We start from the raw sequence: 24965 nt of genomic DNA on the forward strand, positions 1-24965 counted from the left end.
AAACATTTCCAAATTTCTTTAAAAATTAGAATAAAGGAAGCGAGATAATTTGATGTTATCAGTCTCGCTTCCTGTAATTAGCTAGTCCCTTGTTTATACAACCAAGAGTTCATATAAAGTATTACTCTTTGACTTCTTTTTGGTAACGATTATATGCTTCCTGTTGAATCTTCATAAATTCGTCCAATCCCATATTCTTAAGAGTTTCTTTGTATGAGTCCCATTCTTTTTCTATGCCACCTTCAACTACCCATTTAGATGCTTGTTGTTTGACATAGGATTCAATACTAACATAGATTGATGATAATTTGTTAAGCTCTTCTTGTGAATAAATCACATTAGGGTAAGCTGGCAACGCAAATTGTTTCAAATCTTGGTCCATCTTCAATTTCAATCCATCACCTTGTGTTTGATCGATTTCTACGCGACTATTGATATCATCACTTACGTATTTAGGACCAAAATCCCGAAGTGAATTAATCCATGCATACTCATCGGCGGATTTACCATCTTTAGGAGGTAATACTTTAAACTTATCACCATTCTTTTCAGTAGCTATTCCAAATGATCCATAGAAATTCTGAATACTTGCTTCATCTGTATATAATTTGTCCAACCATTTCAATAATTTAGCAGGGTTTTTGCTCTTATTTGTAATCAAAATTTCATTTCGACCATAGTTGTAATGATCTGGATCAGAAAAGACATATTGTTTTCCATCCATACCTTTTAAAGCAGGTAGGGCAATATATTCACTTGAATGTAAGCCAAACGTTGCATCTGCTGTCCAACCACTAGAAACACCTACTCTAGATACTCCCTTATCCATACGTTTTGCTACACTCATAGAGGTATCTTCTGTAAAGATTTCCGGATCAATCAAACCTTTTTTATAAGATTCGTGCATTGCTGCAATCCCTTGTTTATAACTTTCTTCTGTACGAAGGTAGACTGGTTTTCCATCTTTTACAGACATTTCATATGTATTATCTGCCCCTAAACGATTATTGAACGGAAGAATATATGAGAATGTTGGATCAAAGTTTCCTGCTCCAAATGGAATTTCATCAGACGCGTCTCCATTTCCGTTCGCATCTTTATCCTTAAATTCTTGCAGTACTTTTACTAAATCATCATAAGTTTCTGGAACCTTTAATCCTAAATTATCCAGCCACTTTTTATTAATAAATAGCTGATTAGCTACAGTAGGACGCATCGGTAATTTTTTAGGTAGACTGTAGATATGACCATCTGGTGAAGTAATCATAGCTTTAATCTTAGGTTCTTTCTCCATAGCCTTAGTTAAATTTGGCATGTTTTCTTTGATTAAATCTTCCAACGGGATAAATAGAGATTGGTTCTGAGCAATTTCTGAATCTGTAAAAGCATTTGAACCTAAAAATGCATCTGGTAAATCTCCACTAGCAACCAACACAGATTTCTTATCTGCCCAATCTGCAGCTACAAGTGTATCCCATTTAACATCGATACCTGATTCTTTGGCAGAATCAGTTAGAAAACCTTTATGATAATCTTCTCCCCAGTCAGACCAACGAACAGTTGTGATTTTATAAGAATCTTCTCCAGACTCATCGTCCTTATTCGCATTATTGGAATTTGCACAGGCTGTTAAGCCAGCAAGTGTAACTGTTCCTAAGAACAAATATGTAAATGATTTATTTTTCATGTTTTTCTCCTATTCTTTCAAAGCGCCAATCATTACGCCTTGATTAAAATATTTTTGAACAAAGGGATATAGCAACATTATCGGAGCGGTTGAAATAACAATTGCTGCATATTTCATCATATCGGCTTTGATACGAAGATCTGATGCCACTTCTCCTGTTGCTTGCGATTGTAACATTTGATTACTAATTAGTAAACGTCGTAAAATTAATTGCAATGGCTGTAAATTTTCATTCGTTAAATAAATTAAAGCATTAAACCACGAATTCCAAATACCAACTGCAGTCCAAAGTCCAATAACTGCTATAATAGCTTTTGATAACGGAACAACTATTTTAATAAAATAACGAATTGTACCACAGCCATCAATTTGCGCAGCCTCCCACATCCCGTCTGGAATACTATTATTAAAGAAAGTTCTAGCAACAATAATATTGTATGATGAAACTGCAAAAGGTATTACCATTACCCAAAATGTATCAATCAAACCTACATTCTTTACTGTTAGGTAGGTAGGAATCAAGCCACCTGATACAAACATAGGGATTATGTATAGAATACTCATCCACTTTCTACCAACTAATTCTTTTCTAGATAAAGCATAACCAGCTGGAATATTGACTACTAAAGCAACTAAGGTACCAACAACAGTATATAAAATTGTATTTAAATAGCTACGTAAAAATAAAGGTTGTTGAATAAGACGTAAATATCCATCTAATTTCCATTCTCTTGGAATAAACCATACCTTCCCATTTGCAACATCTGAAGGATTACTAAAAGATGCAATCACTACAAACCATAACGGATAAACAATTAACAGGATAAGGAAAATTGCTAAACCATAGGTAACTATATCAAATAATAATTCAGAGTTTGTTTTTCTTGATTTATGAAACCATTTCACCTTGAGCACTCCTTCCTTTAAAAAAGACCCGTTCTAGTATATCTTTTCGAGAACCAGTTAACAGATAACAAAATTATTAGATTGACTACGGTGTTAAATAACCCTATAGCTGTCGAATAACTATACTGAAAGTTCACCATACCAACTTTATAAACATAGGTCGAAATTATCTCACTTCCTGCTAAATTAAGTGGATTCTGCAGCAGTAACACTTTCTCAAAACCTACACTTAATAAACTACCTGCTCTTAATATTAGTAAAATCATAGCAGTTGGCAAAAGTAATGGTAATTCTATATGCCTAATTTTTTGTAATCTAGAGGCACCATCCATAGTTGCAGCCTCATAATATGTAGGATCAATTGCAGAAAGGGCTGCTAGATAAATAATACTATCCCAACCAATATGTTGCCATACATCACTCCAAACATAAACACCTGCAAAATTACTAGGTTTTGATAAAAAATCTGGAATAGTAATTCCAACAGACTTAAATACATTCGCTAACAAACCACTAGTAGGAGATAAAAATAAGATGATCATCCCACACATAACCATTGTAGAGATAAAATGAGGTAAGTAAGTTGTCACTTGAAATATTTTTCTAAATTTCCCAACTCTTAACTGATTACTAATGATAGCTAGTATAATAGGTAAGGGGAATCCTACTACAATACTATAAAGTGAAATTTTTAATGTATTGAACATAGTTGTCCCGAATTGGAATGATGAGAAAAATTGAGTAATGTACTTAAATCCTACCCACTGACTAGCAAAGATACCATTGGCTGGTGAATAGTCTTTAAATGCAATAATTAGTCCCAACATGGGAATATAGGAAAATAAAATTAATAGCAATATTGAAGGAAAAAGTAATATATATAACGGAATACTATGCTTTAATTTTATTTTATGAAGTTGAGATGCTACTTTCATGTTTTTCCTCCCATCTGATTTTCTACGATTATTTTACACCATATAGAATTCCCTTAATAGAACTTTTTGGACTAGGTTTATCAATTTTTCAGTTTTTTAATTTTAAAAACTATTACTTTTCCGACATCTTGATAAAACATATCTGTTTTGTTACATGATATCGTATTTTCAAAGTGCTATAATTTTAAGAGGAGAATAGTATATGAAATTAAATCACGACTTATCAAAAAAACATTCCATTCATTTTTTCTTTAAACTCCTACTTGTACTACTATTGATAAATATTTTAATCAATATTGCTATGAGTAACATAACCAGAAATTTTATTAAAAACCAAAATATAGTACACCTACGTAGTTCAATTGAAATTTATGCTGATTCTGTTAATGAGAAATTGCATTCTGTAGAACGCTTTATGTACTCAACAATAACGCATAATGAATCTTTAGAGAACTTAAATCATGTACAAACGTTTCTTGAGTATCAAGAAAATCTTAAAAAAGTTCAAACTAGCTTTATAGAGTTTGAATATCAAAATGAAACTCATATGACGTTCTTATTAGAAACCGATAGTACTGATCATTTTATAAATGTCTCCAATCTTTATATTCCATATGAAGATTATCTACTATTAAAATCAAATCTAAAATCATTGCGTAGTGATATAAGTGACCGTAAATGGAAAAATGTAACTACTAAAAACAGCGAATACTTAGTTAAATCTGTTCATTACGAAGGAAAAATCATTTATGCCGTCATATCTTCAGAAGATATCCTAAAACCTCTCAGAAAACTCAATATTGGAAATAATGGTAAACTTTCCCTAAAAGAGCCTAACAATATACCCTCCGAAAACTACCTAATTCATGCTCAAAATGAAAAAACGCATTTACCTTTCGATATTTATGTTTTAGTCGATTATGCCGAAGTCTTTAGAAATATCACACTCTTAGAAGTATTTTTGTCAGCCGTTCCTATTATTATCACCATTTTATCAATCATCATTATCTTGTATATTCGTCAGTGGATGATTAAACCGATAACAAGACTCACTGAACGACTCTCTCAACTTGGGGACTCCATCCCCCCTTCTGAATTTTTTATATCTGAAGGTATACTAGAAATTGATAAGGCAAATGATAAACTTAATAAAGTAATATTTGACATGCAAGAATTAAAAATACGGGAATACCATTCACAACTAGAACTTAAGAAGATCGAACTTAATTATCTTAAGAACCAAATCCGTCCACATTTCTACTTAAACATGTTATCAATGATTCATAGTATGCTTCAAACAAAAAACTACAAGGAAATTGAAGAGTTAACTATCCTAACTTCAAATTATCTCCGTCATTTATTTATGGCTAATCAAGATTTTTCAGAACTTAAAGATGAAGTTCAGCATATTAAAGATTATTTAGAAATACAACAAATTCGATATGGAAATAGCATCTACTTTTCACTAAACTACAATGATGACCTACAAAATACTCTTGTCCCATCATTACTGTTACAAACATTTATTGAAAACACAATAAAACACGGTTTTTCATTTCAGGATTTATTTACAATTTTACTATCAATAAAAAAAGTAAAAACTGAGGAATCAGATTATATTCAGATTTGTATCGAGGATAATGGTCCAGGTTTCTCTGAAGAAATTTTATCAAAACTAAATCAGAAACAGTCTCTAATAACAGAAGATGGACATCATATTGGGATCACAAATACCATCGAACGTTTAAATCTTCTCTATCCTAATGACTATAGTATTGCATTTGAAAATAATGAAGAAGGTGGGGCTAAAATTCTTTTACTTATTCCATACAAGATTATAGACGGAGGTTATAATGAACATCTTATTAGTTGATGACGATCGTTTTATCATTGAAGCTTTACGAGAGAAAATAAATTGGGCTAAACTACACATTGACACTGTTTATGTTGCCTATAGCCTCACTCAAGCTCAAAATATTATTAGAGAGAATCCTATTGATCTCATGATAAGCGATATAGAAATGCCTCAAGGTAGCGGTCTCGAACTCTTATCGTGGATTAGAAATGAAAAATATGATATAAAAACAATTTTTTTAACCAATTACGCCGACTTCAACTATGCTCAAAAAGCAATTGAATTGCAAAGTTTCGAATACTATCTAAAACCTATTAATTTTGAAAAATTAGAATTTATTATCCAAAAAGCCATTAGTAAAATTGAGAATCATAACTTAAACGGAAAAAATGATGCACTTTTACAAATGGAAGATAACTTCTGGTATGATTACCTTAGAAAACCTCAAATTTCTCGCATTGATGAGCTAGAAAATATAGCAAGCAAACAAGATTTTATTCTTCAAAAACACCAGTATTTTTTTCTTGCAGTTTTAACAATCAATCTTAATGAAGAAGATTATTCTGCAGAAACTCCATCATGGACTTCTCAACTAAAAAGAGAACTTCAAAGAATTTCACAACCTTCTAATAAGCTGATAAGTTTGTTCAAGATGGAAAGCCAGGTCGATCAATATGTTTGTCTCTTTAGAGTAGACTCTTCCAAACGTAGTGACAAATTAGCATATGAGATTCATTCTCAAATTTCTAATAACTTTAGCAAATACTCAAACATTATATATAAGAGTTGCCATAAACTATCCGATATTTTATTTCATACCAAAGAACTCTACACTTATAATGAACAATATGTTTCTTATTGGAATACTATTACATGTGTTCCACATAGTTTTCCAACTTCCTTTAAAATAGAAACTCTTTCAATTACTTTTTTAGATAGCTTAAGCGAATATGAATTAAGAGAAAAAATTAATTCACTTGCTTATAATTCTCAAATTCCTACTTTCACACTACAACAAATTTTACTAGATTGGACTCAACAAATAGGAATATATCTAGATCAAAAAGGAATTTCGGCACATAAATTGTTCCAAAACAGCACTCATGATTTCTTATTCCAACGACGCTTTCATTCAATTGAATCTTTTCAGGATTACTTTGATTATTACTGGTCACATGCTAAGAAATTTGCAACAAACATTGAAAACCAGAAAAATAGTATTCAACGCATTGTCGAATACATAGATCATCACTACTATGAAGATATAAATCGTTCTATATTAGCAGATATGGTTTATCTCAGCGCAGATCATTTAGCTAGAATTTTTAAAAAAGAAACTGGAGAAACTCTTGTTAAATATATAACGGATAAGCGCATTAATGCTGCTAAATCTCTCCTATCTCAAACAAATATCTCGATATCACAAGTATCTTGTCAAGTAGGGTATGATAATTATTCTTACTTTACTAAAATTTTTAAACAAAGGACTGGACTTTCTCCTGGAGATTACCGTAAAACTTATCAAAACAAAATGTAAGTAATCTAAATCATGGAAATGATAAGTAAAATTCAAGGTCTGTAGTAATTTTTGAAATTCTACAGTTTTTCCAAAGATAAGTTTAATGATCATTTTTTAGATTATCATCAGTACAATATCTTTCAGTCCAACATAGCTTCAAAAATGTCTTTAAAATTGTTGATAAGGCAACTTCTTAAAAAGTCAGTTTGAAAAGAAAATCCAGTAAATATTTCTAAGATAAACGTGTACTATCAAGCTTTTATATACCTGATAGTATGCGCTTTTTTATTTGAATACTTGCTACAAAACCTCACAAGATTTACTATCATGCCATACCAAAATGGACTATTTTTTGATTGCACAAAAATATTATTTTCAAACATTTAGAAATAATCGAACAAATTAAATATTATTTCTAAATATTTGAAAATAATTTCTATTTGTATTATACTATCTTTGAGGTATCTATTATGAACTATATCAAAAGACCACATTATTTAGACTTTTTAAGAAGACATCGTGACCGCCAAATCATCAAAGTTGTGAGCGGAGTTAGACGAGCTGGTAAATCTGTGCTTTTTCAACTCTATAAAGAGGAGTTACTAGCAACTGGGGTAGACGAGGATCAAATCATATCCATCAATTTTGAGGATCTGAGTTACTATGACCTCCGACATTTTCAAACATTATACGCTTATATAAAAGATCAATTAGTTAGCGAGAAAACATACTATATCTTTTTAGATGAAATTCAACATGTTGAAAAATTTGAACTGGTAGCAGATAGTCTATTCATCCTACCAAATGTTGACCTCTATTTGACTGGATCAAACGCCTACTTTATGAGCAGCCAATTAGCTACAAACTTGACTGGTCGGTATGTTGAGATAGAGGTTCTTCCTTTGTCATTTGAAGAATACCTATCAGGCCAATCTCTCTCAGAGAATCTGAATACAACAGAAATTTTTAACAATTATCTCTTTAGTGCTTTCCCTTACTTATTGCAAACATCATCTTACGCTGAAAAAATTGATTATCTAAGAGGAATATATAACTCCATACTGTTAAACGATATTGTCACTAGATTGGGAAATCCAAATCCTACTATTATTGAGCGCATTGTTCGAACCCTTCTCAGTAGTACAGGTAGCTTAATATCAACAAATAAGATTCGCAATACCCTGGTCAGCCAAAACGTTTCAATCTCCCATAATACTTTGGAAAATTATTTGACGACTTTGACAGATAGTTTGCTTTTTTATTCCGTTCCACGTTTTGATGTAAAAGGTAGAGCATTATTGCAACGCTTAGAAAAATATTATCCCGTTGATTTAGGTTTACGACACCTCTTATTGCCAGACCACAAAGAAGATATTGGCCATATCTTGGAAAATATTGTCTATTTGGAATTGAGACGTAGATATTCACAAGTATATGTTGGTAATTTAGATAAATATGAGGTTGATTTTGTTGTTGTAACTGATCTTGGTCACTACGCTTATTATCAAGTCAGTGAAACAACACTTGCTCCAGAAACACTCGAAAGAGAACTTAGACCACTAGAAGCCATTAAAGATCAATTCCCCAAGTATCTATTAACAATGGATACGATTCAGCCAACAGCCAATTACAATGGTATTGAGAAGAAAAATATCATAGATTGGTTACTAGAAAAATAGATAAATATAAATCATTCAGCTGACTAGATTTGCAACAGTCTGTTATCAATGATTCTACCCAAATCCTAACAAGATATATGGAAAAAACATCAAAATGCTGAACTATCAAAGTTTGGAATTATCCAATCCGATGAACAATATGTCTTTACTTATATCGATATGAAGGGTAATGTTAATAGCCCTCTACACTCTGACTATCTTAATAATAAAATGAAATCTGTCAAACGTCGTCATCCAGAACTTAAACATGCTACACCTCATAAATTACGACATACAGGAGCGACACTTGCTAAAAAGGCATGAATGAGCTTAGAAGCCATTTCTGAAGCATTAACTCATAGCGATACAATTACAACTAAAACTTATGTTAATGCTTCAAACATAGTTCCATTATCTGCTGGACAAGTTGCCTACCAACATCTTAAAAACAAGTAGGGTAATTTTAGGGCAAATTTTTTTAGAAAGTATAGAAAAAAGCACCCATAAGGTAAACTTTTGAATGCTTTGAAACGTTGATATAGTCGTATTGATTAACGTTTACTAAATTGTGATGCTTTACGAGCTTTCTTAAGACCTGGTTTGGCTAACTGAAAAATTAAATTAATTCAAATACCTTTGTTTAAGCAATATCTATCTGCAAAATATTAAGTTGATTTTTATCTACTTTCAAATAATTTTATCTAAATAGGGCAAATTATTCTACAAAATAAACAAATATGAGTCAGGTATATCAACAATTTGGCCTATAGCACAAAAAATCAATGACTAAATCAATAAACCAAGCGTACCATCTCTACTTTCAAAAAAGTAAAGATGGTACATTTTATATAAGTAATAAATTAAACACCAAAATGCTAACCACCTTCTACTACATTGTTGGAATAGAAAGATCAAAATATTCCTTTTATTTTCCCAAATAATTAAGGTTGACAAATATCTAGTTTTTTTATAAAATTAAATTACAAAATATATTTTTGGATTACATATGCATCGTTACCTAACAAATCATTATTTACTTAAGAAGTTCGTGTTTATTATGCCTCCTTAACACATTCAACTATTGAAAAAGCTAAAATTAAAAAGGAAATCAGAATATGAAAATACTAAACATTAATATTAATGACTTTGGTGGCCCCGAAAACCATCGTGAAGATTTTAAAAACAAACTTGGAAATGGCAAATATATTCAAGAATGGGACAAGCTGGATAAAAAGGAAACAATAAATTCTTTTATCAGTAAAATTGATGAATACAAACCTGATATTATTATCATACAAGAATATGATATAAATTCTACAGAATGTCAATATATTTTTGTACCCCTGATGCGTAAGAAAGGTTATATTCTAAAATCAGTACCACCAACTAAACGTGCATCTATGACAGTATTCTTTGTTAAAAACGGTCTAGGAGACAAAGAAATTTCGACAGACCATTTGCGTAATGGCAGAGCATATGCAATACAAGTAAATGATTTAGTAATTTACGGTACACATGTTCCACCAAGTGGCTATGTTGAGAGTTTCTGGAAGGAAATCAATAATTTTGTACAAAAATTCAAGAACAACAAGTTGTTGCTCATTGGAGATTTTAATACCGTGAACTTCAAGAATAATAAAGCACTAGATAATTTATTAGAAAATCCTATCCATAAAATCCATAAAATTTGGTCTCATGAAGGATGTAATACTCCAGGAGATTATGTATTGGCTAATTTTGATATCAATCAAGATGGGATTGATTATTTTCCTACTAAAGCCATTACTGACCATGAATTCGGTGTGGTTATTACAACAGACTAGACTAACTTCTCATTAAAGTTGAGTAAATAAACTGAATGACATTCTAGAATTAAAAGGAGAACTTATGGCATCAATATTCTTTTTTAACGCCCCTAATGTTTTAGTCTACCAAATTCAAAAAGAAAAGGTAGTGGCGAGAAATATAACTTTAGATTATTCAAATTCCGATTTTGTCTTCCCAGTAATAGATGCTTATATTGATTCAGGAAATAGTTTTGATTTTATTTTTAGCAACAATGTTTTAGTTATACCTGATCCTCGCCCAAAACAAAGCATTAAGACATATTCTCTCTATTTTAACAGTGATATGATTCCAATTTCTACACAAGGAGAATGGATAGCTTGTTTTGGCATTATAAAAAAAGAAAATGAGATGTTTGTTGCTGGAAATATTCAACTCGATCAAACGTTACATTTAATAAAACATTTTACAATAACAGATTCTAACAATAATCGTTTACCTATACAATACACATAGAGAAAAGTAAAAGTTAGCCACATTACTTGAGGTTCTTGATAAACATTTAACTTCCTTAGGTACTTATAGTGGAATAAAATAAAATTTGAACAAATCGGTTGAGAAGGCCAAGTTGATTTCTAGCGATATTTTAGAAGTTGCAATGTACTATTACTATAGAAACTGAATTGTTTATTGATAACATGCATTATCTTTTGTACTTTTCCCTAAAACAAATCTATTTTTAATTATAATAAACTACACAATTACTATAAAGGAGAATTTATAAGTGGAATTTCAAGTTAGAGTATCAAGTGAAGCTATTTTTTATTTTGAAAAATTGAAAAAAATGTATTCAAATAATTCTAAAATTGAACTCACGCGTAGTCAAATACTCACTAGAGCTTTCAAAGAAACTAAAGTTATTAGCAATTGGACATCTATCATTAATGATACAGAAACAATATCATTAGAATATTTAGAATATCAAAAAGGTTACGGAACTAATGTAAAAGTACAAATAAGTGATGAGGTTGAAAAGGGCATTAGGGAGTTAAAAATACTATTACCAAATTTTACAACTACTAGAAGTGTAACCATCGGAGTTGCTGTTAAATTTATGTTAAAAGGAGCTATTATATTAAATAAAACAGGAAAGATAAATACAAATAAAAATTTATCTACCATGGAAGCAATAGAGGAATTAAAACAAAATTTGCACGATATAGTTGCTCCCATAAATTATAATATACTAGAAAACATATTGAATAATTTCAAAGATAACATCTCATTGATAAAATAAAGTCTGAGCAAAAAGTCTTTAAAATCAAAAATGTATAATATCAGGCGTTGAAAAACCTTGATACTATGCGTTTTATTGTAGGAAGATTTACTCCATTTTTTACTAAAATTGAGTTTTTGCCAAACCTCCTTTATTATTTCATAAGTGATATCACTTATAAAGCCACTTATAAAAAAATTTTTCTAAAAAACTTACAAAAATCCTTGACATTATTTTTAGATAGGATTATAATAAAAGTATAGTCGTAGTTAGACAAAAAATATTTTCGTGGAGGCCCTTTATGGAAATTTACACTTATTCCGATTTTCTTCAAGAGAAAACTGCTTTGACTTTTGAAGATGCACATAAAATCTATAATGAACTAATTAGTTCATTTGACATAAAAGATCCAATTTTCCTTGATGACTGGACAATGTTGATTGAGTTAGCTGCAGAGTATACTGAAATTCGTGTCAAATCTGCAACATTATCAAAAGAAAGACAAGGCAAGCATGGGGAGCTTAGAACTTCTGCTCATAATGCTTTCATCATACAATTAAATGCACTAAAAAGCGAAATCGAATCTACAGGAGGAAATACTAGCTGGTTTGACAAAATTACGGATGATCGACAACGTCAGGGCGATTTTGCAAATTATTTAGCATACATTTATGCTTTAAGCACTAGATCATCATAAAATCAAAACTATTTTCAAAATTTCATTTATGATTATCAAAAGTAAACTTCATTGTAAAGAAAGGAACATATAATGGAACATCAAGAAGTTATTGATTGGTTGAAATATTGTGACGAAAATAGCATCAAACCATGGGAATGGGACTTTAAAAACCATTCACTTTCTCCACTACCCAATGATAGTATTATTGCTTTTTTAAAATACAAACAACTCCCTAACAATGTGGGTATAGATTGTGATAAAGCTGCATTATATCTATATAAACTTTTGGGATGGCAAGAGTCACAGGATAGTATCATTAGAGGAGAAACAATGAACTCCTTTATTACCACTTTTATAGAAGCAATTAAAAATAGTTCAAACTTTGATGAAGTTTCAGCAAAAATCGGCATAACAAAGAAGAAAATCTCAGTTTCTGTTCTTTGTGAACATCAGAATTATTTAAAATTTGAAACTATTCAAAATAATTTAGAGAACTTTAAATCATTTGCAAGAAACACTCATACAATCGGAAATTTTACAGTATTTCCTAATTGGATGAATTGTGGTAGAGGTCTTTGTTTAGGTGATTACTGGGATATCACTTTAATATCACTTCAAGAATTTTTAAACATTTTATCTCCTGAAGCATGGGAAAACTTTATAAAAATGTACCACCTTCAACCATATGTTAATTTTGATTATAGTGTAGAGTTATTTTGGGATAATCATGATAATAATGCCATCAAGCCCACAAAAGAAGAGAATTTCCAAATTTTTCTCAAAAAAGTCAATGAACGAATTGAAGAACGTGGAAAATTTATCATAAAACAAATCTGTGATCAATTAGATCAAAAAGATTTTCATTTCTACAAGGAAATTGAAAATATGGACACAATAAAATTTTCTAATGAATTTTAAACAGGAGGATATGTGGTCAGAGTATATAAAAGTGTTCGTCTTGCATATGAAGCCAAAGTATGGATAGATGAGCTTATTCAAAATAAAGAACGTAAAATTAAAGAACTAAGTCAGAATAATTTTCTAAGTACATTAGAACAAACACTTCTATCAAATCATTACGATGAATTAAATGGTGTTTCTTTCAATATCGTTTTAAAAGCTTCTATCGGAAGTGTCATTGAAGAATCATATAGAAATACAAAACATTACTCCACTGATAAATGGCAAAAACTACGTCAAGAAATGGAAAAAGATATCAAAAATGTCAATCCTAGTCTAGAAACATCCGTAACTCCTAGACTCTATTTAGATGAAAATGTTCTAAATGGTCTTGATGAATTTCGATATCATTTAATGAAAGAAGATGGTGCTACTAGATTACCAAGGCTTAGTTACATCATTAAACTTGTTGTATATTCCTATTGGAAGACACAACAATAACCTAAGCAGGGTTTGCTTAGGTTCTCTATACAAATAATTGTATAGTTGTTTTACTACTTAAAAAGGTGGTTGTTTATGTTTAAACTAAAAAAAGAAGCTAACTTAAAAAGAAATTATTTTATTACAAGTTCACGTTTAAAATGGTTACATCTGATAATAATTATCTTTTCTATCTTTGTTTTATTAGGTTTAATAGTAAGTATTAGAGCTCCTGCTTCTATTCAAATCTTATGTATTGTCTTTGGTATTCTAGCAATCTATAAAATAAATAATAAATTAAAAGATTTTAGATACGAACTAGATTTTGATTTAATTATCAGAGAGAGCTTACTATTTGTTTTATATACAAATCATCTCTACACTTCGGAAAAGGATAATTCCGGCTACGAAAAAATTATTAGAAGTGCGATTTTAAAATATGAATTAGATAATCAAAACGGTCGTATTATCATTAAAGCGCTTATCAGAGGTGACGAATTTAGTAAAAAGGTTCAGACACTTGATGATGTATTAGCTGGAGTTCTAGAACTTGAACTAGAAGAAAAAATTACTCATCCTAATATTGTGGAATATCACTTTTATTACAAGAAACCTGATAGACTAATATTATCAACTCACAGTCATAAAAAAGAGATAGATAATCTTGATATAGACTTAGGATATGATATAACTTATAATCCTATAAAATGTCCTCATATTTTAGTTTCAGGCGGTACAGGTAGTGGAAAATCTATATTTATATCTTTCTTAATTATTGAACTTCTTAAAAGAAACTCAACACTATATATTGCAGATCCCAAGAACAGTGATTTAGGTAGTTTATCTCATTATTTAAGCGATAAATATGTAGCAACCACACCAAATAATATTGCTCGGATTATCCGTTTAGTAGTTGAAGAAATGCAAGAACGATACCAATATATGCGTGATAACTTTCAATACGGCTCAAATTTTACTGACCATGGCTTTAAGCCAGTATGGCTTATATTTGATGAAATGGGAGCATTTCAAGCTTCAGCAACAGATAAAAAATCTAAAGAAGTTATCACCGAAGTAATGGACGGTATCAAACAAATTATCCTACTAGGGCGACAAGCAGGAGTATTTATTCTTATATCTGCTCAACAAATGAGATCTGAAACTTTAAACACTGATCTTAGAGATAATTTAGGACTAAGAATAGCTTTAGGAGCAAACTCAATAGAGGGATACCGCATGGTCTTTGGCTCAGCTACACCTGATAAGTTTAAATCTATTGAAGAAAAAGGAGCAGGATATCTTTATATGCAAGGCTCAGGGAAAGAAAAAGCTCAATATTGGGAAAGCCCTTATCTTGATACAACACAATTCGATTTTATAAAAGAACTACAATTATACATAACAAAGTCAAAATAATTTCAATAGATATTTTTGCTTAAATTCAATAGATTTTCAGCAAAAATATCTATTCCTCATCGCTTAAGCGATGACAAAAAGAAACGAGGTATTATATGAAAATTAACGATTTTCTTAAACCAGAATTATTGGGAAATAAATTCGTGGCAGTAAAAGGATATACAGAAGTTCTGGACAGAGAAACAAATAAACCTGTAGCACTACGTCTTAATGTTTCAATTCAAGATGAGGATTCTGATTTCTTTATGGAAATGATTCAGATAAAAGTTAATACGTTATCTCCTACGGCTACTCCTCAATTATTATCAGATAAAAAAACATGCCCCATTAAATTATCTAATTTAACAGTTGGACAATTTAACGGAAATTTATGGTTTTCTTGTAACGATGTAGTCCCTATTTCTAAATAATTCGGTGATACTATTTATGGCTAAACTTTTTGCAATATCTGATATACATGGTCACCTAGATGAGTTCCTATTCGCTCTCAGTAAAGTAGATTTATCTGATAAAAATAATCGTCTTATTTTAATCGGAGACTATATTGACAATGGACATCAATCTTTTCAAGTTATTTCCAAAATAATTGAGCTTGAGGAACTTCATCCTAATCAAATTATTACTCTTTTAGGAAATCACGAAGAATGGTTTTATGATTGGTTGATTTTAGAAAATCCTACTTCTTCTTCATTTTCGGAAACAATAAAAAGTTTCTTCTCTCCAGAGGAATTGACCTATATTTTAAAATCTAATGTTAACAACTTTGAAGCAGGTGTTAGAAATGAAATTAAAAATAATATCAAGTTCAACCCATTCATAAACTGGTTTAAAAAACGATATAGGGATAAACGCTATTATGAAACTGATACCCAAATTTTTGTTCATGCTGGTATTGATGAAGAAGCTGGCAAGCTTTGGAAAGACCTAACGAGTTCAGAGATGTTTACAAATAAATTTCCTATTACCACTGGTGGATTTTTTAAAGATATTGTTTCTGGTCATATTGCTTCTTGGGAAGTAGCTAAAGATAAAACTTATCAGGGTAAGATTTACTTTGATGGTAAAAATCATTACTTCATTGACGGCGATGTGTATCATAGCAAAACAATACCTGTTATCTGCTATGATACAGTTACAAAATCCTATCAATATTAAATAACATCCTAAAAAAAATGGTATAATTTAATTCTATTCTTAGACTAATATCAAAAATAAAGAGGGGAATCTATATGAAGACATTATTAATTGGCGACTTACATTTAAAATCTCAACTAATTTTACCTATTGTTGACAGGATTATCCAAACACATAATATTAAAAGAGTCATTTTTCTTGGTGATTATGTTGATTTACATGGACAAACTAACAATATCCAACTATATGCCAAAGATCTCACTTTTTTATACTCTTGGAAAATAGATAAAGAGCAAAACGGAATAGAGGTAATTAATCTTATAGGTAATCATGATGCTTATTATTTACTGGGAGATCAAGCTCCTTTCTCAATTCAAAATTTAGAAGTGTTTTTCGCAGTTCAAGGATTGTTGCAGGATTTAAAATTACAAGTGGCTTATCAACTAGATGATTATTTAGTCAGTCACGCTGGTTTCAATCAAATATTTGATCCTCAAAAATGGCATTTTTCCCCCTATACCAAAGAGCATGAAGAAGAATTAGATATTCTAGCTTATACAATAGGACCAATGCGTGGTGGGGAAGCTCTTGGGGGTTCTCCTTTATGGGCACATTTTAGAGAATTAGAACTGCTTCCCAACCAAGACTTTCCTAAACAAATTGTTGGACATACTCCAAAAGAATCTATTGATATTTCTAAAAATATTATTGGTATAGATACTTTTTCATTATATATTGACAAAGATAATAAATATCAATTTATTGGTAACGGAGATTTGCTAGTTTATGATCAAGGACGTCTTGAAATCATTTCAACTGACTGGGCTACAGACCAAACATTAAAACAATTACCTAAACCTCAAATTTAACTACTACTTCTCATCATGTGACTAAGCGAAACTGCCGACTAGAAGTCGGCAAGCTGGAAGCGTGTTTAGCAGAGCGATGCTTAGAAACACATGATAGAAGTGTGGAGAAGCTTTGCTTCTCCTAGTTTATTTATTATATAAGCAAACATTACGAGAAAAGGAGATGATTTTGTGAGTTACAATCGCAAAATTATCCGAACTTCTTCGTACCTTGAAATATGGGAATACGAATCTCCAATTTTTTCAAATGATACTACTCAAATTGATGAAGACCACATTTCACTAAAAGAAAAGAGGAAACGTAGAACTTTTGAAGAACTCACAACTGCTGAACAAGATGAACGAATAAAAAGAATTTCTAACACTCGTAAAAATTCTAAATGGAAACTTCAACGCCTAATAGATACAAATTTTGATGACAGAACTAGTTTCCTTACCCTTACAACTAAAGAAAATATACAAAACAGATATGAGTTTAATTTAATTTTTGATAAATTTATTAAACGTTTAAACTATTACATATACCATTCCAAAAAAAGACTTATTAAATATATCGCAGTATTAGAACGACAAAAAAGGGGAGCGTGGCATGCACACATTCTCCTTTTTTCATTTCCTTTTATCCCTCATAAAGAATTACTGACAATTTGGGGGTTAGGTGCAGTTCGGATAAACAAACTAAATAAGTTAGATGATTCTTCTAATGCTGGTCGTTATGTTGCAAAATATATGGAAAAAGGCATAGGCCAGGAATTATTAGAGAGTCTAGGAAAGAAGGCTTTTTATTCTTCTCGTAATTTACAAAAGCCTAAAGAAATAAAATTATTTACAAGCGAATCCTTAGATAACCTTGTTAAGAATGAAGATATCCTATATGAAAGCAACTATATTAGCAAAGTATTTCGAAAAGGACACTTAATTGACAATAAAGTAAAATACAAAAAAATAAAGTTAAGTAAGGAGTAAGGAGTAAGGAAAAAATGCAAGTTATTCTACCAACAGAACAAGTTCAAGAAATACAGTCGATGATTACTAATCTCTTGCAAAATGAAATTTCTCATTTCAAAGAAGATTTAGGTTTAGATAGTCCTTACCTTAACAAGGGGCAAACTTGCAAATATCTAGGGATATCTAACAATACATTAGATGGCTGGATACAAAAGGGGCTACCCGTTATTAAAATTGGTAAGACTGTCCGTTTCAATAAAAATGAGATTGATAAATGGCTTTGTAGAAAAGCTATGCTATAATATCTCTAATGATATATCCTGACTCGTAAAAGGAGAACATCATGACAGTTACAAAAACAAATAGTAACACTTACAATCTTAAAGTGTATATACCTAAAGAAATCCGACCTAAAATGGGGATTAAAGGAAATCACTTTGTTAAACGCTATAAAACAAGAAAGGAGGCCAAAGAAGCTGAACTAGAAATTTTAACTAAAATACATCAACTTGAAAATGGTGAGGATATCCTACTTTCTAAAACTAACGATATTCTATTCTCTGAGTTCTTTAATAATATTTGGTGGGATTCATACAAAGCTGGTCAAACAACTTCAACAACTAAACCACCAACACAGGTTACTATTGATAATACTAAAACTGTTTTCAGAAAGCATATCTTACCAATGTTCGGTAATTATTCAATCAATTTTCTGAATCAGAATAAGCAAGTTGTACTAAACTTAATGACTGCTAAAGCTGAAGAATATGCTAATTTCAAGGTTATTCGAAGCTATGTAAACTCAATTTTCGATTGGGCTGAGGAATTAGAATACATAGAATCAAATCGATTATCCAAGACAATTAAGCGAATTAAAGCCACCAAAAAGCTAAAACTCCAAGAATCCAAAAATGAGGAAGATTTGTATCTATCTAGTGAAGAATTACAAGATTGGTTTGATGCTTTTAGAGAAGATTTGGAGAACGATAAATTATCACTAAAAGATTATGTCCTATTCTTTACAACCTTTATTTTAAGCGATAGAAAATCTGAATCCTATGCCCTACATTGGAAAAACATAGACTTAGAAAACGCTCAAATTGACTTAAGGCATGCACTTGACAAATATAAGAATGTAAAGTCAACAAAAGGAAATAAGAAAACGATTTTTTCAATTCCTAGTTATCTTGTATCACTTCTTTCAGAATGGAAAAAACAGCAGAAATATGAGTTAGCGAAATTTGGTATAATGCAAACATCCGATCAACTAGTCTTTACCTATATAGATACGAAAGGTAATGTAAATAGCCCTCTACACGTTGATTATCTCAATAACAAAATGAACTCTGTTAAAAGACGACACCCAAAGTTAAAACACGCTACACCTCATAAATTACGACATACAGGAGCGACACTTGCTAAAAAAGCAGGAATGAGCTTAGAAGCCATTTCTGAATCATTAACTCATAGCGATACCGTTACAACTAAGACTTATGTTAATACTTCAAACATAGTTCCATTATCTGCTGGACAAGTTGCCTACCAACATCTTAAAAATAAGTAGGGTAATTTTAGGGCAAATTTTAGGGCAAACTTTTTTAGAAAGTATAGAAAAAAGCACCCATAGGGCAAACCTTTGAGTGCTTTGAAACGTTGATATAATCGTATTGATTAACGTTTTGAGAATTGTGATGCTTTACGAGCTTTCTTAAGACCTGGTTTCTTACGTTCAACTTTACGTGAGTCACGTGTAAGAAGTCCTGCGCGTTTCAATGAATCGCGGAAGTCTGGGTCTACTTGAAGAAGGGCACGAGCGATACCGTGACGGATAGCTCCTGATTGACCAGCGTATCCACCACCTACAACGTTAACGAAAACGTCGTATGAACCTACAGTTGAAGTAACTGCGAATGGTTGGTTGATTACAAGACGAAGGTCAGCGTGTGGGATGTACTCTTCAACATCTTTTTTGTTAACAGTGATTTTACCAGTTCCTGGAACAAGGCGAACGCGTGCAACAGCGTTTTTACGACGTCCAGTACCTGCATATTGTGCTTGTGACATACTTTATTGTTCCTTTCCTTAGATAAGTCCTGAAATATCAAGAACTTCTGGTTGTTGTGCAGCGTGAGTGTGCTCAGCCCCAACAAATACTTTCAACTTCATACCTTGAGCGCGTCCAAGAGTATTGTGTGGAAGCATACCTTTAACTGATTTCTCGATCAAACGTACTGCATTTTTAGAACGAAGTTCACCTGCAGAGATTTGTTTCAATCCACCTGGGTGGTTTGAGTGAGTGTAGTAGATTTTATCAGTTGCTTTTTTACCAGTCAATTTAACTTTTTCAGCATTGATAACAATCACAAAGTCACCTGTATCAGTGTGTGGTGTAAATGTTGGTTTGTTTTTTCCGCGAAGTACGCTAGCAACTACTGCAGAAAGACGTCCAAGTGGTACATCAGTTGCGTCAACTACGTACCATTTACGTTCAACTTGGCCTGGTTTAGCCATAAATGTTGTTTTGTTCATGATTTCTCCTATATATAGTTCGATTTTTGTTTACGGTGATGGGTGTTCCTTCCCATCGAAAAGTATTTGGAAGGTTCCGGGGCCTTTCAAATGGGGTAAACAATACCGCCTACTATAATACCAAATTTCAACCCTAAAAGTCAATAGATATGAAAAATATTTTTCTAAACTGTAACTTCTCAAAGTAACTTCCATCTCTCTCCCAAAACTGGAAGTTACTCTAAGGCGACTCTGTTTTAGGGCTATTTGTCGTGCACTTTTTTCTGAGTCTTTTCGCTTTTGAACCCTTATATATCAAGAAAAAGAAAAACAGTGGAAGTTAGTCTAAGACGGATTTCCACTGATTTCACGCGTCTTTCTCACACTAAAAGCTAGGTTGTGAGAAACTGGAAGTTAGTTTGGGAATTTACCCTCAAAGCGCTTTTTCTGATGTAAGCCCTATCTACGATACTGTTTCAAGAAACGAGTCATCTTTTCTTGGATTTGGGCTAGTTCATCAACACGAGGAAGGTAAACGATACGGAAGTGGTCTGGCTCCTGCCAGTTAAAGCCTCGACCATGAACCAATAGAACCTTTTCCTGCTTCAAGAAATTAAGGACAAACTGCTCATCATCATCGATACGGTACATATTGCGGTCGATTTTAGGGAAGATATAGAGCCCAGCCTTGGGTTTAACCGCAGATAAACCTGGAATCTCTTGAATGGCATTATAGATGAAATTTCTTTGCTCGTAAATTCGTCCACCAGGAAGGAGCAATTCATCAACTGATTGGTGGCCACCTAAAGAAGTTTGTACGACTTGTTGGGCCAAAACATTAGAGCAAAGGCGCATATTGGACAGCATATTGAGCCCTTCGATATAGCCCTTGACATGAGTCTTAGGTCCAGACAAGACCATCCAACCCACACGGAAACCAGCAATACGGTGGGATTTTGATAGACCATTCATGCTGACACAGAAGACATCTGGTGCCAAGCTCGCCACAGGCGTATGCACATGTCCATCCATTACCATGCGATCGTAAATTTCATCCGCAAAGATGATCAAATCGTTTTGACGGGCAATTTCAATAATCTCCAACAAGAGTTCCTTAGGATAAAGGGCTCCAGTTGGATTATTTGGATTGATAAGGACGATTGCCTTGGTATTGGAAGTAATTTTTGACTTGATATCGTCAATATCTGGATACCATTCTGCAGCTTCATCACAGATATAGTGAACGGCATTTCCTCCAGCTAGGCTGACAGCTGCTGTCCAGAGAGGATAGTCTGGCATTGGCACTAAGACCTCATCTCCATTGTCCAAAAGCCCCTGCATGGACATGACAATCAGTTCACTAACACCATTTCCAAGGTAAATATCATCAATATCTACGTTTGGGAATTTCTTCAATTGGCAATACTGCATGATAGCCTTACGGGCTGAGAAAATCCCTTTGGAGTCAGAATAACCTTCACTATCACGCGCATTCATAATCAAGTCATGAATGACTTCGTCTGGCGCTGTAAAACCAAATTCTGCTGGATTTCCTGTATTCAGACGTAAAATCTTTTCTCCGTTTGCTCGCATTCGCATGGCTTCTTCCAAAACAGGACCACGGATATCATAAGCAACATGCTCTAACTTACTAGACTTGTTATATTCTTTCATCTTGTTTCCTCAATTCATCAGGATAGTAACATTATACCACTAGAAAGAGAATGCGACAAGTTTGCTAAAACGTGTTACTAGCTTCGTACAGAAGAAAAGCCTCGCTAAAAGCGAGGTCAAGACAAGTGAGATAGCAGGTATTTTGCGAAAGACATATCACATACCAAAAGATAAACCTAGAAAAAGCAAGCCTAAAAAGGAGTCATAAAGAAGATTGAACATGAGGAAAAGTCCCCATATCATCAAGTAACCCCAACGCCCACTTCGTTTTGCAACTAGGAATAAGATTAGATGATAGAGTACATGAAAGACTAAAAATCCAATAAAACCTGGATAGAGAAGCGGTACCAGACTCTCTAATTGCCAGATCATGATAACTTCTACCAAGACCGAAACTAGGATGATTCCATAATAAAGGAAATTTGAATTTTTTGTTTCTTGAAAAGAGTTTTTCATCATTCTCCCTCCCTTCACTTCTTTCCTGCTATCCTTTCTTTTATTTTATCATATATTTATATAGATTTTAAGTGCTAACATTCTTTTAAAAAATACTTTTTTTGCTTTACTTCTATAGTGAAAAGGTTTACAATTATAGTAAGAAAATTTCAGGAGGTTTCATTATGGCACAACGTTACCAAAATATCATGGTCGCAATCGATGGTTCTAAGGAAGCGGACTTGGCTTTTATCAAGGGAGTTCATTCTGCTCTACGAAACGACGCTAAACTCACCATCGCCCATGTCATTGACACACGCGCGCTCCAAAGCGTATCCACCTTTGATGCTGAAGTTTACGAAGAACTCCAAGTCGACGCTGAAAATCTGATGAAAGAGTACGAAAAACGTGCTAAAGATGCTGGTGTGGCAGATGTTCACATCGTCATTGAAATGGGAAATCCAAAGACCCTACTGGCACGTACTATTCCCGATGCTGAAGAAGTGGACCTCATCCTCGTTGGCGCAACTGGTCTCAACGCCTTTGAACGCCTCTTGGTTGGCTCTTCATCTGAATACATTCTCCGCCATGCTAAGGTCGATTTGCTGGTTGTGAGAGAACAAGAAAAAACCTTATAATCACAAAGAAAAGGAGCTCAGCGCTCCTTTTTGTTTACTATTTATACTCTTCGAAAATCTCTTCAAACCACGTCAACGTCGCCTTGCCGTATATATGTGACTGACTTCGTCAGTTTCGTCTGCAACCTCAAAACAGTGTTTTGAGCTGACTTCGTCAGTTTCATCTACAACCTCAAAGCAGTGCTTTGAGCAACCTGCGGCTAGTTTCCTAGTTTGCTCTTTGATTTTCATTGAGTATTATTTCTCTCTTTATGACGTTCATAAGCCTTGAGTTGGCGCTGCAGTTCCTTTTTAATAGCAGGTTCTGGAGCATATTTTTCTTCCCAATCATCTGGTTTTAAGATTTTATGGGTCACTGGATCAAAATGAGCCTTGCCATCTGGGAAAATTTTCCCCATATTGGCCTGATGAACAATATCAAAAATACGTTCTGGATCCACCCCCATCAAGACAAAACTACCGTAGGTGAAATAAAGCGTGTCAATCAAGGCATCCACCTGCCCCACCAAATCTTGCTGGGCAGGTGTCTTCTTAGCTACCTTATCTGCTGCCTTATCAAGAGCTTGATGAAGTTGCGATAGAGCTTGACCAAAATCCTCTTCCGAAGAACTAGCTGCTCGAACAAACTCCACCAATTCTTCTATTTTAAAGCCAGCCCTGTGGGTTGCACCTTCTAAATCCCAAGCTCGTGGTTCTTCTTGGGTCCGTTCATCCATCATGTGGTGGAAGGTCTTGACCTTATTGAAATGATAGTCACGGCTGACAAAGACTTTTTCTGAAGCCAAAACACCAAAATGTTCCAAGGCCTTGTGGATCCCATCTTGTTGATTGCTAGTGGTAATGTGCTTGGCAACTTCCTTGACACTGCTACTACCATTTCCCATAGCAACAGACATCCCAACACCTGCCAGCATTTCTAGGTCGTTATCTGAGTCCCCAAAGGCCATGACTTGGTTGAGGTCAAAGCCATATTCTTTACCGACTCGGCGTATGCCTTCTAATTTAGAGTTTCCTTGATTGATGACATCTGCTGCAAAAGGATTGCTACGTGTCAATTTCAAATCTTCAAAATCAGCCGCCGCCTTCTCAGATTCTTCTGGTGTCATCAGTATCAAAACTTGGTAGATAGGCTGATTCATCAGATGAAGCAGGTCTTCTTCCTTTTGGGAGACCACCTTGCTGACCATACGATTAAAGGAATGGCTCACCGTCCTAGTTAAAACAGAGGGAACGAAACGACTGATTCGTTGAGAAAAAGAACCCAGACCAAAGGACATGATTTTGGAACCCAACATAGCATCCTTGGTCCCTAGGGCAATCTCCTTGCCCTCTTTTTTAGCATAAGTAATTAGCTGGCGCAAATGCAACTTGGAAATTGGGCTCGTGAACAGTACTTTGTCTTTAGTAAAGATATACTGGCCATTGTAGGTTACCGCAAAATCCAGATCCAAATCGTCCATCAATTCCTTAACAAAAAAAGGTCCTCGACCTGTCGCTACGCCGACAAGCACTCCTTGCTCTTTAACAATCTTAATCGCGTTCTTAGTGGATTTCAAAACACTCTTGCGATCGTTGACCAAGGTTCCATCGATATCAAAAAAAACAGCTTTGACTTCCATCCTATCCCAACCTCCCCTTTTGTGATACAATGATTATACCACAT

General features: G+C 33.0%; 26 protein-coding genes and 1 pseudogene. 18 read left to right on the plus strand and 9 right to left on the minus strand.

Features of this window, described 5'->3' with window-relative positions; genetic code table 11:
• Positions 1–121: 121 nt before the first annotated feature.
• The 3 genes from SMIDD28_RS02550 to SMIDD28_RS02560 are packed head-to-tail and all read right to left on the minus strand — an operon-like array spanning position 122 to position 3528.
• Positions 122–1687 (minus strand): type 2 periplasmic-binding domain-containing protein, encoded by a 1566-nt coding sequence (locus SMIDD28_RS02550; RefSeq protein ID WP_061424465.1) that lies wholly within the window; start codon positions 1685–1687, stop codon positions 122–124.
• Between the two features lie 9 nt (positions 1688–1696).
• Entirely contained in the window at positions 1697–2593 is an 897-nt protein-coding gene (locus SMIDD28_RS02555) for a carbohydrate ABC transporter permease (RefSeq protein WP_000870790.1), read from the minus strand.
• Between the two features lie 17 nt (positions 2594–2610).
• Complete coding sequence (locus tag SMIDD28_RS02560; protein WP_061424467.1) at positions 2611–3528, minus strand: ABC transporter permease; 918 nt, start codon at positions 3526–3528, stop codon at positions 2611–2613.
• Positions 3529–3730: 202 nt separating this feature from the next.
• Between SMIDD28_RS02560 and SMIDD28_RS02565 the strand changes: the two genes are divergently transcribed.
• The 17 genes and pseudogenes from SMIDD28_RS02565 (at position 3731) to SMIDD28_RS02645 (ending at position 19611) form a co-directional block, all read left to right on the plus strand.
• Positions 3731–5401 (plus strand): sensor histidine kinase, encoded by a 1671-nt coding sequence (locus SMIDD28_RS02565; RefSeq protein ID WP_061424469.1) that lies wholly within the window; start codon positions 3731–3733, stop codon positions 5399–5401.
• The gene (locus tag SMIDD28_RS02570; RefSeq protein ID WP_061424471.1) at positions 5382–6920 is read left to right on the plus strand and encodes a response regulator transcription factor; all 1539 of its coding nucleotides are present in this window, start codon (positions 5382–5384) and stop codon (positions 6918–6920) included. The genes SMIDD28_RS02565 and SMIDD28_RS02570 overlap by 20 nt, the downstream gene beginning before the upstream one ends.
• A 452-nt stretch (positions 6921–7372) precedes the next feature.
• On the plus strand, positions 7373–8581 hold the full coding sequence (locus SMIDD28_RS02575; RefSeq protein WP_061424473.1) for an ATP-binding protein: 1209 nt from the start codon (positions 7373–7375) through the stop codon (positions 8579–8581).
• A gap of 78 nt (positions 8582–8659) precedes the next feature.
• Positions 8660–9016 (plus strand): annotated as a pseudogene (locus SMIDD28_RS12050) (tyrosine-type recombinase/integrase); the annotation flags it as partial.
• Positions 9017–9675: 659 nt separating this feature from the next.
• Entirely contained in the window at positions 9676–10383 is a 708-nt protein-coding gene (locus SMIDD28_RS11825) for an exonuclease/endonuclease/phosphatase family protein (protein ID WP_196756348.1), read from the plus strand.
• A 64-nt stretch (positions 10384–10447) separates the two neighbouring features.
• Positions 10448–10861, plus strand: coding sequence for a hypothetical protein (locus tag SMIDD28_RS02590; RefSeq protein ID WP_061424475.1), 414 nt, complete (start codon positions 10448–10450; stop codon positions 10859–10861).
• A gap of 268 nt (positions 10862–11129) precedes the next feature.
• Entirely contained in the window at positions 11130–11642 is a 513-nt protein-coding gene (locus SMIDD28_RS02595) for a hypothetical protein (RefSeq protein ID WP_061424477.1), read from the plus strand.
• A 280-nt stretch (positions 11643–11922) separates the two neighbouring features.
• Positions 11923–12318: a hypothetical protein gene (locus SMIDD28_RS02600; protein WP_061424479.1), complete on the plus strand. Its 396-nt coding sequence runs from the start codon at positions 11923–11925 to the stop codon at positions 12316–12318.
• A gap of 72 nt (positions 12319–12390) precedes the next feature.
• Complete coding sequence (locus tag SMIDD28_RS02605; RefSeq protein WP_061424480.1) at positions 12391–13218, plus strand: hypothetical protein; 828 nt, start codon at positions 12391–12393, stop codon at positions 13216–13218.
• Between the two features lie 12 nt (positions 13219–13230).
• The gene (locus SMIDD28_RS02610; protein WP_033680728.1) at positions 13231–13701 is read left to right on the plus strand and encodes a hypothetical protein; all 471 of its coding nucleotides are present in this window, start codon (positions 13231–13233) and stop codon (positions 13699–13701) included.
• A gap of 75 nt (positions 13702–13776) precedes the next feature.
• On the plus strand, positions 13777–15096 hold the full coding sequence (locus SMIDD28_RS02615) for an FtsK/SpoIIIE domain-containing protein (protein ID WP_033680729.1): 1320 nt from the start codon (positions 13777–13779) through the stop codon (positions 15094–15096).
• 95 nt (positions 15097–15191) lie between these two features.
• Positions 15192–15506: a hypothetical protein gene (locus tag SMIDD28_RS02620; RefSeq protein WP_033680730.1), complete on the plus strand. Its 315-nt coding sequence runs from the start codon at positions 15192–15194 to the stop codon at positions 15504–15506.
• 16 nt (positions 15507–15522) lie between these two features.
• Complete coding sequence (locus SMIDD28_RS02625) at positions 15523–16251, plus strand: metallophosphoesterase (protein ID WP_033680731.1); 729 nt, start codon at positions 15523–15525, stop codon at positions 16249–16251.
• A 74-nt stretch (positions 16252–16325) separates the two neighbouring features.
• A complete protein-coding gene (locus tag SMIDD28_RS02630) occupies positions 16326–17099 on the plus strand; it encodes a metallophosphoesterase family protein (protein ID WP_033680732.1) in 774 nt (257 codons plus the stop codon).
• A gap of 171 nt (positions 17100–17270) precedes the next feature.
• Positions 17271–18065 (plus strand): rolling circle replication-associated protein, encoded by a 795-nt coding sequence (locus SMIDD28_RS02635; protein WP_061424482.1) that lies wholly within the window; start codon positions 17271–17273, stop codon positions 18063–18065.
• Positions 18066–18079: 14 nt separating this feature from the next.
• Positions 18080–18349, plus strand: a complete 270-nt coding sequence (locus tag SMIDD28_RS02640; protein WP_001196077.1) for a helix-turn-helix domain-containing protein — start codon at positions 18080–18082, stop codon at positions 18347–18349.
• A 41-nt stretch (positions 18350–18390) separates the two neighbouring features.
• Complete coding sequence (locus tag SMIDD28_RS02645; protein ID WP_033680733.1) at positions 18391–19611, plus strand: site-specific integrase; 1221 nt, start codon at positions 18391–18393, stop codon at positions 19609–19611.
• A gap of 107 nt (positions 19612–19718) precedes the next feature.
• Here SMIDD28_RS02645 and rpsI read toward each other — a convergent pair whose 3' ends face one another.
• The 4 genes from rpsI to SMIDD28_RS02665 all read right to left on the minus strand — a co-directional run bounded on the left by rpsI (position 19719) and on the right by SMIDD28_RS02665 (position 22688).
• Positions 19719–20111, minus strand: a complete 393-nt coding sequence (gene rpsI / locus SMIDD28_RS02650; RefSeq protein ID WP_000075973.1) for a 30S ribosomal protein S9 — start codon at positions 20109–20111, stop codon at positions 19719–19721.
• A gap of 18 nt (positions 20112–20129) precedes the next feature.
• Positions 20130–20576: a 50S ribosomal protein L13 gene (gene rplM, locus SMIDD28_RS02655; protein ID WP_001044624.1), complete on the minus strand. Its 447-nt coding sequence runs from the start codon at positions 20574–20576 to the stop codon at positions 20130–20132.
• A 438-nt stretch (positions 20577–21014) separates the two neighbouring features.
• On the minus strand, positions 21015–22229 hold the full coding sequence (locus SMIDD28_RS02660; protein WP_000666462.1) for a pyridoxal phosphate-dependent aminotransferase: 1215 nt from the start codon (positions 22227–22229) through the stop codon (positions 21015–21017).
• A 156-nt stretch (positions 22230–22385) separates the two neighbouring features.
• The gene (locus SMIDD28_RS02665; RefSeq protein WP_061424487.1) at positions 22386–22688 is read right to left on the minus strand and encodes a hypothetical protein; all 303 of its coding nucleotides are present in this window, start codon (positions 22686–22688) and stop codon (positions 22386–22388) included.
• A gap of 161 nt (positions 22689–22849) precedes the next feature.
• Between SMIDD28_RS02665 and SMIDD28_RS02670 the strand changes: the two genes are divergently transcribed.
• A complete protein-coding gene (locus SMIDD28_RS02670; RefSeq protein WP_061424489.1) occupies positions 22850–23302 on the plus strand; it encodes a universal stress protein in 453 nt (150 codons plus the stop codon).
• 72 nt (positions 23303–23374) lie between these two features.
• On the opposite strand, the gene SMIDD28_RS12055 is transcribed toward SMIDD28_RS02670, so the two are convergent.
• Positions 23375–23533 (minus strand): hypothetical protein, encoded by a 159-nt coding sequence (locus SMIDD28_RS12055; protein WP_231075109.1) that lies wholly within the window; start codon positions 23531–23533, stop codon positions 23375–23377.
• Positions 23530–24921 carry a Cof-type HAD-IIB family hydrolase gene (locus SMIDD28_RS02675; RefSeq protein WP_061424490.1) on the minus strand — a complete coding sequence of 464 codons (1392 nt, stop codon included), beginning with the start codon at positions 24919–24921 and terminating at the stop codon, positions 23530–23532. The genes SMIDD28_RS12055 and SMIDD28_RS02675 overlap by 4 nt, the downstream gene beginning before the upstream one ends.
• Positions 24922–24965: the final 44 nt, after the last annotated feature.

Origin of the sequence: Streptococcus mitis, assembly GCF_001579045.1 — a bacterium.
Lineage (GTDB): Bacteria > Bacillota > Bacilli > Lactobacillales > Streptococcaceae > Streptococcus > Streptococcus mitis_D.

Bases quoted from the DNA above. Each gene is read 5' to 3' on its own strand.
- SMIDD28_RS02550 (WP_061424465.1), bottom strand. From the start codon at position 1,687: ATGAAAAATAAATCATTTACATATTTGTTCTTAGGAACAGTTACACTT.
- SMIDD28_RS02560 (WP_061424467.1), bottom strand. From the start codon at position 3,528: ATGAAAGTAGCATCTCAACTTCATAAAATAAAATTAAAGCATAGTATT.
- SMIDD28_RS02565 (WP_061424469.1), top strand. From the start codon at position 3,731: ATGAAATTAAATCACGACTTATCAAAAAAACATTCCATTCATTTTTTC.
- SMIDD28_RS02570 (WP_061424471.1), top strand. From the start codon at position 5,382: ATGAACATCTTATTAGTTGATGACGATCGTTTTATCATTGAAGCTTTA.
- SMIDD28_RS02575 (WP_061424473.1), top strand. From the start codon at position 7,373: ATGAACTATATCAAAAGACCACATTATTTAGACTTTTTAAGAAGACAT.
- SMIDD28_RS11825 (WP_196756348.1), top strand. From the start codon at position 9,676: ATGAAAATACTAAACATTAATATTAATGACTTTGGTGGCCCCGAAAAC.
- SMIDD28_RS02590 (WP_061424475.1), top strand. From the start codon at position 10,448: ATGGCATCAATATTCTTTTTTAACGCCCCTAATGTTTTAGTCTACCAA.
- SMIDD28_RS02600 (WP_061424479.1), top strand. From the start codon at position 11,923: ATGGAAATTTACACTTATTCCGATTTTCTTCAAGAGAAAACTGCTTTG.
- SMIDD28_RS02605 (WP_061424480.1), top strand. From the start codon at position 12,391: ATGGAACATCAAGAAGTTATTGATTGGTTGAAATATTGTGACGAAAAT.
- SMIDD28_RS02615 (WP_033680729.1), top strand. From the start codon at position 13,777: ATGTTTAAACTAAAAAAAGAAGCTAACTTAAAAAGAAATTATTTTATT.
- SMIDD28_RS02620 (WP_033680730.1), top strand. From the start codon at position 15,192: ATGAAAATTAACGATTTTCTTAAACCAGAATTATTGGGAAATAAATTC.
- SMIDD28_RS02625 (WP_033680731.1), top strand. From the start codon at position 15,523: ATGGCTAAACTTTTTGCAATATCTGATATACATGGTCACCTAGATGAG.
- SMIDD28_RS02630 (WP_033680732.1), top strand. From the start codon at position 16,326: ATGAAGACATTATTAATTGGCGACTTACATTTAAAATCTCAACTAATT.
- SMIDD28_RS02640 (WP_001196077.1), top strand. From the start codon at position 18,080: ATGCAAGTTATTCTACCAACAGAACAAGTTCAAGAAATACAGTCGATG.
- SMIDD28_RS02645 (WP_033680733.1), top strand. From the start codon at position 18,391: ATGACAGTTACAAAAACAAATAGTAACACTTACAATCTTAAAGTGTAT.
- rpsI (WP_000075973.1), bottom strand. From the start codon at position 20,111: ATGTCACAAGCACAATATGCAGGTACTGGACGTCGTAAAAACGCTGTT.
- rplM (WP_001044624.1), bottom strand. From the start codon at position 20,576: ATGAACAAAACAACATTTATGGCTAAACCAGGCCAAGTTGAACGTAAA.
- SMIDD28_RS02660 (WP_000666462.1), bottom strand. From the start codon at position 22,229: ATGAAAGAATATAACAAGTCTAGTAAGTTAGAGCATGTTGCTTATGAT.
- SMIDD28_RS02665 (WP_061424487.1), bottom strand. From the start codon at position 22,688: ATGATGAAAAACTCTTTTCAAGAAACAAAAAATTCAAATTTCCTTTAT.
- SMIDD28_RS02670 (WP_061424489.1), top strand. From the start codon at position 22,850: ATGGCACAACGTTACCAAAATATCATGGTCGCAATCGATGGTTCTAAG.
- SMIDD28_RS12055 (WP_231075109.1), bottom strand. From the start codon at position 23,533: ATGAAAATCAAAGAGCAAACTAGGAAACTAGCCGCAGGTTGCTCAAAG.
- SMIDD28_RS02675 (WP_061424490.1), bottom strand. From the start codon at position 24,921: ATGGAAGTCAAAGCTGTTTTTTTTGATATCGATGGAACCTTGGTCAAC.